The organism is Acrocarpospora catenulata (genome assembly GCF_018476525.1).
GTDB classification, from domain to species: Bacteria; Actinomycetota; Actinomycetes; order Streptosporangiales; family Streptosporangiaceae; genus Acrocarpospora; species Acrocarpospora catenulata.
The window spans coordinates 256,441-267,811 of the sequence record NZ_JAHCST010000002.1 but is presented as its reverse complement, the minus strand read 5'-3'; the positions used below and the strand labels follow the sequence as shown (position 1 = coordinate 267,811).

Here is an 11,371-nt window from a genome sequence, read left to right as displayed (position 1 = left end):
AGCGACGACCTCCACCAGAGCGACGACCTCCACCAGAGCGACGACCTCCACCAGAGCGACGACCTCCACCAGAGCGACGACCTCCACCAGAGCGACGACCTCCACCAGAGCGACGACCTCCACCAGAGCGACGACCTCCACCAGAGCGGCGACCTCCACCAGAGCGACGACCGTGACCGAGAAGTCGGCCCTGACCGCGTGGGCCCGTCGGCGGCGTCGATCGCCGCGCTGCCACAGGCCTTGGCCACCGCCGAGCCGCAACTGGTGATCAGGGATGGTGCCGTGCTGGTCGGCCGGCTGGCCCGGGTCTTCCCGCCCGCCGAGCTACCGGCCCTGGCCTGGGACCCGGCCGGAACAGTGCTGATCACGGGCGGCACCGGCGGCCTGGGCGGCATACTGGCCCGCCACCTGGTGACCGTACACGGCATCAGGCACCTGATGCTGGCGAGCCGTCGCGGGGCGCGGGCGGAGGGCGCGGGCGAGCTGGTGGCGGAGCTGACCGGGCTCGGCGCTCAGGTGACCGTCGTGGCCTGCGACCTGGCGGACCGCGATGCCGTCGCCGGCCTGCTGGCCGGGATACCCGTCGAGCATCCGCTGACCGCGGTGGTGCACGCGGCAGGCGTGCTGGACGACGGTCTGATCGGCACCTTGACGCCGCAGAGCCTGGAGAAGGTGTTCCGGCCCAAAGTGAGCGCGGCCTGGCATCTGCACGAGCTGACCAGAAACCAGAACCTGTCCGCATTCGTCCTGTTCTCCTCGGTGGCGGGGACGTTCGGGACGGCCGGGCAGGCCAACTACGCGGCGGCGAACACCTTCCTGGACGCGCTCGCCCGGCGCCGCCGAGCCGAAGGCCTGCCAGGGCTGTCACTGGGATGGGGCCCATGGGCCCAGGACGGCGGCATGACCAGCACGCTGAGCCAGGCCGACATGGGCAGGCTCGCCAGGCGCGGCATGCTCCCGCTGTCTTCAGACCACGGTCTGGCCCTGTTCGACGCGACGGTCGCGGGCGAGGAACCGGCCGTGCTGCCCGCGCGCCTGAACCTGACGGCATTGCGCGCAGGCCAGGACATCCCACCCCTGCTCCGCGGGCTGATCCGGCCGTCGGCCCGGCAGCAGGCGACGGCCGCGCCGGCGACCCCCCTCGCTGATCGCCTCGCGCCACTCGGGGCAGACGCCCGCAGGGCCGCCTTGCTGGAACTGGTCCGCGACCAGATCGCCTTGGTGCTTGGCCACGCGGACGGCAACGAGATCGAACCGCTGAGCAGTTTCCAGAGCATGGGCTTCGACTCGCTGACCGCGGTCGAGACGCGCAACCGGCTGTCCGGGGCCACCGGGCTGCGCCTGCCGGTCACCCTGGTGTTCGACTACCCGAACGTCACGGTGCTGACGGAGTTCCTCCTGGCGGAGTTGCTGGGCGAACACGGCGGCCCGGCGTCCGCGCGGGCGACGGCGCGAACGCTCACGCCGGTCGACGACGATCCCGTGGTGATCGTGTCGATGGCGTGCCGTTACCCCGGGGGTGTGACCTCCCCCGAGGATCTGTGGCGGCTGGTCGTGGCGGGCGGGGACGCGATCTCGGCGTTCCCGGACTCTCGTGGCTGGGATCTGGAGTCGCTGTACGACCCCGACCGCGAGCGCAGGGGCACCAGCTATGTGCGCGAAGGCGGGTTCCTGCACGAGGCGGGCGAGTTCGACCCCGGCTTCTTCGGCATCTCGCCCCGTGAGGCGCTGGCGATGGACCCGCAGCAGCGCCTACTCCTGGAGACCACTTGGGAGGCGATCGAGCGGGCCGGAATCGACCCGACCTCGCTGCGCGGCAGCCTCACGGGCGTATTCGCCGGAGTGATGTACCACGACTACGCGACCAGCGCGGAGTTCCCGCCGGACGTGGTGAGCTTCATGGGCACCGGTACGGCAGGCAGCGTCATGTCCGGACGACTGTCCTACACGCTCGGCCTGGAAGGCCCGGCCGTGACGGTGGACACCGCCTGCTCCTCCTCACTGGTGACCTTGCACCTGGCGGCCCAGGCACTGCGCGGCGGCGAATGCTCGCTGGCACTGGCCGGCGGAGTGACCGTGATGGCCACCCCGGCCGCGTTCATCGACTTCAGCGCCCAGGGCGGGCTCGCCGGGGACGGCCGGTGCAAGTCCTTCGCCGAGGCCGCCGACGGGGTCGCCTGGTCCGAGGGCGTCGGGATGCTGGTGCTGGAACGCCTGTCCGACGCGCGCCGCAACGGCCACCAGGTGCTGGCCGTCGTACGCGGGTCGGCGGTGAACCAGGACGGCGCCTCCAACGGGTTGACGGCACCGAACGGGCTGTCACAGCAGCGCGTGATCCGCCAGGCGCTGACCGGCGCCGGGCTGGCCCCCGCGGACGTGGACGCGGTGGAAGGCCACGGGACCGGGACCAGGCTGGGCGACCCGATCGAGGCGCAGGCACTGCTGGCGACCTACGGCCAGAACCGGCCGGAAGACCGCCCGCTGCTGCTGGGCTCGATCAAGTCGAGCATCGGCCACACCCAGGCGGCCGCGGGTGTCGCCGGTGTGATCAAGATGGTCCTGGCCATGCGCCACGGACTGCTGCCCGCAACAGTGCACGTGGACGCGCCCTCTTCGCACGTCGACTGGAACCAGGGCGCGGTGGAACTGCTCACCGAGAACCGCCCGTGGCCGGAGGCGGGCCGTCCGCGCCGGGCCGGGGTGTCCTCGTTCGGCATCAGCGGAACCAACGCACACGTGATCCTTGAGCAGGCACCGCCGACCGCGGACGCGGCAACCGGTGCCGCCCCGGGCCCCGTGCCGGTGCTGGTCTCGGGGAAGACACATGACGCATTGCGCGCCCAGGCGGCACGTCTGCTGCCACGGATCACCGACGACCTCGCGGACCTCGGCTTCTCGCTGGCGATCACCCGCTCGGCGTTCGAGCATCGGGCGGCGGTCGTGGCCGGTGACCCGGACGAGCTGCGGGCGAGCCTGGCGGCCGTGGCGGAGGGCCGTTCTGCGCCTGGAGTGGTCCACGGGCGTGGCGCGCGGCCGGGCAGGCTCGCGGTGCTGTTCACCGGGCAGGGCGCGCAACGGGCCGGCATGGGCCGCGGGCTGTACGAGCGGTTCCCGGTGTTCGCGGACGCTTTCGACGCCGTGCTCGCCCACCTCGATCCCGGGTTGCGCGAGGTGATGTCCGGCGACGCCGAACTGCTGAATCAGACCGGTTACACCCAGCCGGCGCTGTTCGCGCTGGAGGTGGCGCTGTTCCGGCTGGTGGAGTCCTGGGGCCTCAAGCCGGACTTCCTGGCCGGGCATTCGATCGGCGAGATCACGGCGGCGCATGTGGCCGGCGTGCTGTCGCTGGCGGACGCGTGCCGGCTGGTGGCGGCGCGTGCCGGGCTCATGCAGGCGCTGCCGCCGGGCGGGGCGATGGCCGCCGTGCAGGCCTCGGAGCAGGAGGTGCTGCCGCTCATCGCCGGGCACGAGGACGAGGTCTCCATCGCCGCGGTGAACGGTCCGGCCTCGGTGGTGATCGCGGGTGCCGAGGAACCGGTCGCCCGGATCGCCTCCCGGCTGGAGGCCGAAGGACGTAAGACGACGCGGCTGAAGGTGAGCCACGCGTTCCATTCGCCGCTGATGGAGCCGATGCTGGCGGAGTTCCGCGCCCTGGCCGAAACGCTCAGTTACCACCCGCCGCAGATCCCGGTGGTCTCGACCGTGACCGGCGGGCCGGCGTCGGCCGAAGAGCTGTGCTCGCCCGACTACTGGGTGGAGCAGGTACGCCACGCGGTCAGATTCGCCGACAGTGTGGCCACGCTGCACCGTCAGGGGGTCACCGCGTACCTGGAACTGGGACCCGACGGCGTGCTGACCGCGCTGGCCGAGGACGCCGTCCCGGAGGAAGGGGCAGAGCCGGTGCTGGTCCCGGCGCTGCGCGGGGACCGCGACGAGCAGACCGCCATCATGACGGCGGTGGCGACGTTGCACGCGCACGGTGCCACGGTGGACTGGCCGGCCGTGTTCGGCGCCGCCTTCCCCGGCGCCCGCCGGGTGGACCTGCCGACGTACGCCTTCCAGCACCAGTGGTTCTGGCCGAGCGGACGGCGCGTGGGCGACGCCAGAGATCTCGGGCTCGCGGCGGCCGCGCACCCGCTGCTGGGGGCCGCGGTGATGCTGGCCGGGTCGGACGGTGTCGTGCTCACCGGCCGCCTCTCGCTGCGGTCGCACCCGTGGCTCGCCGACCACGTCGTCGGCGGGATGGTGGTCTTCCCCGGCACCGGCCTGCTGGAACTCGCCATCCGGGCCGGCGACCAGACCGGGTGCGATCGGGTGGAGGAGCTCACCCTGGCCACCCCGCTCGTGCTCGGCGAGCGGGACGCGATGGCCGTTCAGGTGTCGGTGGGCGCGCCCGACGCGTCGGGCCGCCGCGAGCTCGGCGTCTACGCGCGGCCCGCCGACGCGGCCGACGACGAGCCATGGGTCCAGCATGCGACCGGCGTTCTCTCCGGCGACGGCCGCGCCACCGCGGGCGGAGCCGAGACGTTCGAGTGGCCGCCTCGGGGGGCGTCCGTCATCGAACTGGACGGCCTCTACGACCGGCTCGCCGAAGGCGGGTTCGGCTACGGACCGGTGTTCCAGGGCCTGCGCGCGGTCTGGCGGCGCGACGACGAGGTGTTCGCGGAGATCGCCCTGCCGGACCAGGTCGGCGACGCCGGCTCCTACGGTGTGCACCCGGCGTTGCTGGACGCCGCCCTGCACGCGGTGCCGTTCCTGGAGGCCACCCGGCCTGAGGCGGGACGCGTGCCGTTCTCGTGGGGCGGCGTGCATCTGAACGCCGGCGGCGCGACGATGCTGCGCGTGCGCGCGGCCAGGACCGGCGAGGACACGGTGTCGCTGACCGCGGTGGACATGGCGGGCGCGACCGTCCTCACCGCCGAGTCACTGGTGGCGCGTCCGGCGTCGCCGGGCGCGCTGGTGCCCGGTGGTGACCGCCGGACGCCACGGGACGCGCTGTTCCGGCTGGAGTGGACGCCGCTGCCCGAGGAGCCGGCCTCTGTCGCGGAGGCCGACGTGGCGGTGCTGACCGGGGACCTCGCCCTGCTGGACGGCGCGCCGCGCGCCGTGGCCGTCACCGTGTTCCCCGCCGAGGGCTCCGCCGACGCGGTCGTCGCCGCGACCCGCGAGTCCACCGCCCGCGTTCTGGGCCTTCTGCAGCGCTGGCTGGCGGAAGACCGGTTCGGCGACATCCCCCTCATCGTGGTGACGAGTGGCGCGGTCGCGGTCCGGGACGACGTGAGCGACCTCCCGGGGGCAGCGGTGTGGGGCCTGGTCCGTGCCGCGCAGGCGGAGAACCCCGGCAGGGTCGTGCTCCTCGATCTCGAGGTGCCGCGAGAGCCGTCCAAGGCGCTGCTATCGGCCGTGCTGGCCTGCGGCGAGCCGCAGCTCGCGGTGCGAGACGGGGTGCTGAGCGTGGCGCGCCTGGTGCCGGTGGCGCCGGGCGAGGACACCGTACGGCGCTGGGACCCGGCCGGAACGGTGCTGATCACCGGTGGTACGGGCGGTCTCGGCGCCGAGGTGGCGCGGCATCTGGTGAAGGAGCACGGGGCACGGCATCTGTTGCTGGCCGGTCGCCGGGGGCCGGTGGCACCGGGCGCCGCCACGCTGGGGGACGAGCTGGCCGCCTACGGCGCCGACGTCACCATCGCCGCGTGCGACGTGTCCGACCGGGACGCGCTCGCCGCCCTGCTGTCCGTCGTATCCGCCGAGCATCCGCTGACCGCGGTCGTCCACACGGCAGGAGTGCTGGATGACGCGACGATTCCCGCGCTTTCGCCCGAGCGGCTGGACGCCGTGCTGTGGCCCAAGGCGGTGGCCGCCTGGCACCTGCACGAGCTCACCCAGGGCATGGATCTCGCCGCGTTCGTGCTCTTCTCGTCGGTGGCCGGCCTGGCCGGCGGCGCGGGGCAGGGGAACTACGCGGCGGCCAACGCCTTCCTGGACGGCCTGGCCCAGCACCGGCGGGCCTGCGGGCTGCCCGCGCTGTCCTTGGCCTGGGGGCCCTGGACGCAGGACACCGGGATGACCGCCGGGCTGGAGGACGCCGATCGGCGGCGCATGGCGCGCGCGGGCATCCGCCCGCTGACGGTGGAGCAGGGGCTGGCGCTGTTCGACGCCGCCCGCGCCGTCGACCGCCCGGTGCTCGCGCCGGTCCGGCTCGATCTGTCGGCACGTGCGGACGTTCCGCCGCTGCTGAGCGGCCTGGTGTCCGCCAGGCGCCGTACGGCCGCGGGCAGGCAAGAGGAACCGGACACCCTGGTGCGCAGGCTGACCGCGCTCGGCGCCGCCGAGCGTGCCGAGGTGCTCGTGAATCTCGTACGGGCCGAGGTGGCGGGCGTGCTCGGACATGCCGGGGCCGACTCCGTCGAAGCGGACCGCGCCTTCAAGGAACTGGGCTTCGACTCCCTCACCGCCGTCGAGATGCGCAACCGGTTGAACGGCGCCACCGGGCTGCGCCTGCCGGTCACCCTGGTGTTCGACCACCCCACGCCGCTCGCCCTCGCGGACCACCTGCTCGACCGGCTCGGCCTGCGCGAGCAGACGGGGTCCGCGGCGCTGCTGGCCGAGCTGGCGAAACTGGAGAGGGCTTTCACCGAGATGACCGTCGACATCGACGTGCACAAGCAGGTCGCGGCGCGTCTGGACATTCTGCGGAACAAATGGGCGGCACTGGTGCACGATTCCGGCGACGCGGAGTTCGACCTCGATTCGGTTACGGACAGCGAGATGTTCGAAATCCTCGATAATGAGCTCGGCTTGTCGTGAATCCGTCACCATTCCGGATCGTGCGGGGGGAACCGAGCACATCATGAAAGCGCGAAATCTGCTCGCGGTGAGCGACCTGCATGTCGCCTACGCCGAGAACCGACGTTTCGTTCAATCGTTCCGGCCGGAGACCGAGGAGGACTGGCTGATCGTCGCCGGTGACGTCGGCGAGTTCGCCGAGGACATCGAATGGGCGCTCACCCTGCTGGCCCGCCGCTTCGCCCAGGTCATCTGGGCGCCGGGCAACCATGAACTGTGGACGCCGAAGGACGATCCGAATCAGCTCCGCGGTGACCACCGGTACAGGTATCTCGTGGATATGTGCCGTCGCCTCGGAATTCGCACGCCCGAGGATCCGTACCTGACCTGGGAAGGGCCCGGGGGGCCGGTCACCATCGCGCCCCTTTTCCTCTTGTACGACTATTCGTTCCGCATCCACGGCATGGCCACGAAGGAACAGTCGCTGGCCATGGCGTACGAGACCGGTGTGGTGTGCACGGACGAGATGCTGCTGCATCCCGACCCTTATCCGAGCCGCGAGGAATGGTGCTGGGCCAGGGTGGAACTGACCGAGCGCCGGCTGGCTGAGTGCGATCCCGACCACCCGCTTGTGCTGGTCAATCACTATCCGCTGGTACGTCAGCCCACCCGCGTCCTGCGTTATCCGGAGTTCGCCCAGTGGTGCGGGACCGAGTTGACCGCCGACTGGCACCTGAAATACCGGGCGGCCGTGGTCGTGTACGGCCACCTGCACATACCACGCACGAACTGGTACGACGGAGTTCGCTTCGAGGAGGTTTCGTTGGGATACCCGCGGGAGTGGCGGCGACGGAGTGCGATCCCCCGCCCGGCGCGGTCGATCCTCCTGGCCCCCGAACTCACGTCATGATCGAAGACCTGCTGCCCGGCGTGATCATGTCGTCGGAGGCGTACGACGACTCGCAGCCCTGCGCCCTGTTCCCCGCCGAGGAGGTCGTGATCAGCGGGGCGGTGGAGAAGCGCCGCCGCGAGTTCACCACGGCGCGCTGGTGCGCCCGCAACGCGCTCGGCCGCCTGGGTTACCCGCAGGTGCCCGTGGTGCCGGGTGCCAAGGGCGCGCCTGTCTGGCCGGCCGATGTCGTCGGCAGCATCACCCACTGCGCCGGATACCGCGCCGCCGCCGTCGCCCGGTCGTGTGACATCGCGACCCTGGGGATCGACGCCGAGCCGAACAAGCCGCTGCCGCCCGGCATCCTGGAAGCCATCGCGGTCGAGGAGGAACTGCGCTGGGTGACGGATTTCCTGCGGCGCGATCCGTCGGCGAGATGGGACCGGCTGCTGTTCAGCGCCAAGGAGTCCGTCTACAAGGCGTGGTTCCCGCTGGCCCCGCTGCGGGAGCCACGCCTCGACTTCTCGGAGGCGTCGATCACCTTCGACCCGGTCGGGGGCGGTTTCCTGGCCCGACTGCTGGCCGAGGGCCCCAGGCTGCGCGACGGCAGCGAGTTGCGGGAATTCTCCGGCCGCTGGCTGGTACGCAGGGGCCTCGTGATCACGGCCATCGCGGTCGTCGCCACCCCTCCGGCCGGCATCCCGGGAGCCGCGGACGACGTGGCGGACGCATCGGAGGACCGGGGCCCTCCTCTGCTCAGGCTCACCCAGCACTAGGAATTTTCCTAGCAGAGTGTCCTTAGCCTCGGATTTCGGTCGATTTCCGCGACTGAGAGGACCGAGTATGTGTGGGATCACAGGTTGGGTGTCATACGGCGCGGATCTGACCGAACAGCAGGCCACGATCGACGCGATGACCGCCACCATGGCGCTGCGCGGGCCCGACGCCTCCGGAACCTGGGTTGAACCGCACGCCGCGCTCGGTCACCGAAGGCTGGCGGTCATCGACCTGGACGGTGGCGTGCAGCCGATGGAGTTCGCCACACCGAACGGCCCGGTGGTCCTGGTCTACAGCGGCGAGGCCTACAACTTCATCGAACTGCGCAGGGAACTGCAGGCGCGAGGGCACCGGTTCCGTACGTCGAGTGACACCGAAGTCGTATTGCACGGTTATCTCGAATGGGGGGAAAGTGTTGCCGAGCACCTCAACGGCATGTACGCGTTCGCCGTCTGGGACGCCCGTGATCAGAAACTCGTCCTGATCCGCGACCGGCTGGGAGTGAAGCCGCTCTATTACTACCCGACCGCCGACGGCGTGCTGTTCGGATCCGAACCGAAGGCGATTCTGGCCAACCCGCTCGCTCGCAAGGCAGTCGACTTCAACGGAATGCGCACGGCGGTGCTGGCCGTCGGGGGCCAGGCGATCTGGAAGGGGATGTGCGAGGTCGAGCCGGGTACGGTCGTCACCGTCAAGTCGACTGGAATTCGCACCAGGACGTACTGGAAGCTCCGCACGGCGCCGCACACCGATGACCAGAAGAGCACGGTCGAACGAATCCGGGAGTTGCTCGACGACACCGTCAACCGGCAGTTGATCTCGGATGTGCCCCAGTGCGTTCTGTTGTCCGGCGGGCTGGATTCCAGCGCGATCGCCAGCCTCGCATCGCGCAAGCTGAGCGCGAAGGGTGATCGGGTACGCACATTCTCGGTCGACTTCGTGGATCACGTCGATCGCTTCCGGCCTGATGCGTTTCGGACCACCCCGGACGCGCCATTCGTCAAGGACATGGTCAACATGATCGGGCCGGTCCACCAGCAGGTGGTGCTGAGCGCGGAGAACCTGTCCGATCCGGCCGTTCGCCGCGCCGTGATCACGGCTCGGGACTCGCCGAGTGGTCTTGGTGAATCAGATATCTCGATGTATCTGCTCTTTCAAGCGATACGCGGCGAATCGACGGTCGCGCTCTCCGGCGAGGCCGCGGACGAGAGCTTCGGCGGCTACCAATGGTTCCACAACAACATCCGCGAACTCCCCATCTTTCCCTGGATGGCGGCGCTACTCAGCGCGCAGGGCGGCAACCCCGCCCTCATGCCTTTCACCGCGGAAGCGCTGGCGGCCATGAAATTGGAAATCTACCTGGGGGACGAGTACCGGACGGCCGTGGCGGCTGTCGATCACCTCGACAGCGCGTCGCGTATCGAGCGTCAGATGCGCGTCATGTTCCACATGCACCTGACCCGCTTCCTGCGGATGCTGCTCGACCGTAAGGACCGCCTGTCGATGGCGGCCGGTCTCGAAGTGCGGGTTCCGTTCTGTGATCACCGTCTCGTGGAGTACGTCTACAACACGCCGTGGAAGCTCAAGGCGTTCGACGGCAGGGAGAAGAGCCTGCTGAGACACGCCGTGAAGGACCTGCTTCCGCCGTCGGTGCTCAATCGGAAGAAGAGCGGTTACCCGACGATGATGCATGACAACCGCTTCTCGAGCGCTCTGCTGCTTGAGGCCAAAGAGGTGCTGGCGGACGCCCATAACCCGCTGTTCACGTTGTTCAACCGAAAATGGGTGCAGTCGGTGGTCGAGGCGGACTCCTCGAAGATCACGCATGGCGAGAAGCTCCTTCTCGACAAGATGATCGACATGTACTACTGGATCGACATCTATTCGCCCGAGTTCGCCATGTCCTGACCGCCCTGCCGGGGCCGACCGTCAGCTCTTCCGCAGTCGGGAGCCACCTGGCCCGTTCCGCCACGCCGCCACGCTGCACGATCGACTTCCTTGGCCACCGCGGGTGTGGGTTCGTCCATTTCGTGATGTCCAGAAACCTTGACGACCCACAGACACGGATGTAAACACATACGAAACACCATTGAAACGGCGGTGAAACCACATGTACGCCGAGGAACGGCAGCAGGAGATCCTGCGCGCGGCCCGGACCGCCGGGCGGGTGGACGTGGTCACGCTCGCGGAGCAGTTCCGCGTCACGACGGAGACGATCCGCCGGGACCTGACGGTTCTCGAGCGCGCAGGGGTGCTGCGGCGCGTACACGGCGGGGCGATCCCGGTCGAGCGGCTCGGCTTCGAGCCCGCACTCGCGGCGCGGGACGAGGTCATGACGGCGGAGAAGGAACGCATCGCCAAGGCCGCGCTTGCCGAGTTGCCGCAGGACGGCGCCATCATCATCGACGCCGGTTCGACCATGAGCCGCCTGGCCCAGGCCCTGCCCGCGGACCGCGAGCTCACCGTCATCGTCAACTCGCCGCCGCTCGCCGCCGCGTTGGCCACCTGTCCTGCCCTCACGGTCCTGATGCTGGGCGGCAGGGTCCGGGGCCGCACGCTCGCCACGGTCGAGGACTGGGCGATACAGCAACTCTCGCAGTTGCACGTGGACGTGGCCTTCATGGCGGCGAACGGCTGCTCGGCGGCCAGGGGACTGACCACGCCCGACCCGGCCGAGGCGGCGATCAAGCGGGCGATGATCACCTGCGCCCAGCGCGCCGTGCTGCTGGCCGACCACACGAAGTTCGCCGGGAGCTACCTGGCCCGCTTCGCCACACTGTCGGAGATCGACATGATCATCACGGATACCGGCCTCGACTCGAAGGTGGCCGCCGGTCTGGCCGCCGAAGGACCCGAGATCGTCCGGGCGTGACCCGCACCCTCGACCACGCAGCCGATCTCGGCTGCACAGCCCTGCCG

General features: G+C 70.3%; 5 protein-coding genes. All 5 read left to right on the top strand.

All coding sequences use genetic code 11. The features are described from left to right. Positions 1-198: 198 nt before the first annotated feature. The 5 genes from KIP79_RS03055 (at position 199) to KIP79_RS03035 (ending at position 11,324) form a co-directional block, all read left to right on the top strand. Positions 199-6,807: a type I polyketide synthase gene (locus KIP79_RS03055; RefSeq protein WP_214103123.1), complete on the top strand. Its 6,609-nt coding sequence runs from the start codon at positions 199-201 to the stop codon at positions 6,805-6,807. Between the two features lie 43 nt (positions 6,808-6,850). After that, positions 6,851-7,696, top strand: coding sequence for a metallophosphoesterase family protein (locus KIP79_RS03050; protein WP_214103122.1), 846 nt, complete (start codon positions 6,851-6,853; stop codon positions 7,694-7,696). Continuing rightward, positions 7,693-8,451, top strand: a complete 759-nt coding sequence (locus tag KIP79_RS03045; protein WP_214103121.1) for a 4'-phosphopantetheinyl transferase family protein — start codon at positions 7,693-7,695, stop codon at positions 8,449-8,451. Before KIP79_RS03050 ends, KIP79_RS03045 begins: the two co-directional genes overlap by 4 nt. Positions 8,452-8,518: 67 nt before the next feature. Next, positions 8,519-10,360: an asparagine synthase (glutamine-hydrolyzing) gene (gene asnB, locus KIP79_RS03040; protein ID WP_214103120.1), complete on the top strand. Its 1,842-nt coding sequence runs from the start codon at positions 8,519-8,521 to the stop codon at positions 10,358-10,360. Between the two features lie 202 nt (positions 10,361-10,562). Further along, positions 10,563-11,324: a DeoR/GlpR family DNA-binding transcription regulator gene (locus KIP79_RS03035; RefSeq protein WP_214103119.1), complete on the top strand. Its 762-nt coding sequence runs from the start codon at positions 10,563-10,565 to the stop codon at positions 11,322-11,324. Positions 11,325-11,371: the final 47 nt, after the last annotated feature.

Bases quoted from the DNA above. Each gene is read 5' to 3' on its own strand.
- KIP79_RS03050 (WP_214103122.1), top strand. From the start codon at position 6,851: ATGAAAGCGCGAAATCTGCTCGCGGTGAGCGACCTGCATGTCGCCTAC.
- KIP79_RS03045 (WP_214103121.1), top strand. From the start codon at position 7,693: ATGATCGAAGACCTGCTGCCCGGCGTGATCATGTCGTCGGAGGCGTAC.
- KIP79_RS03035 (WP_214103119.1), top strand. From the start codon at position 10,563: ATGTACGCCGAGGAACGGCAGCAGGAGATCCTGCGCGCGGCCCGGACC.
- asnB (WP_214103120.1), top strand. From the start codon at position 8,519: ATGTGTGGGATCACAGGTTGGGTGTCATACGGCGCGGATCTGACCGAA.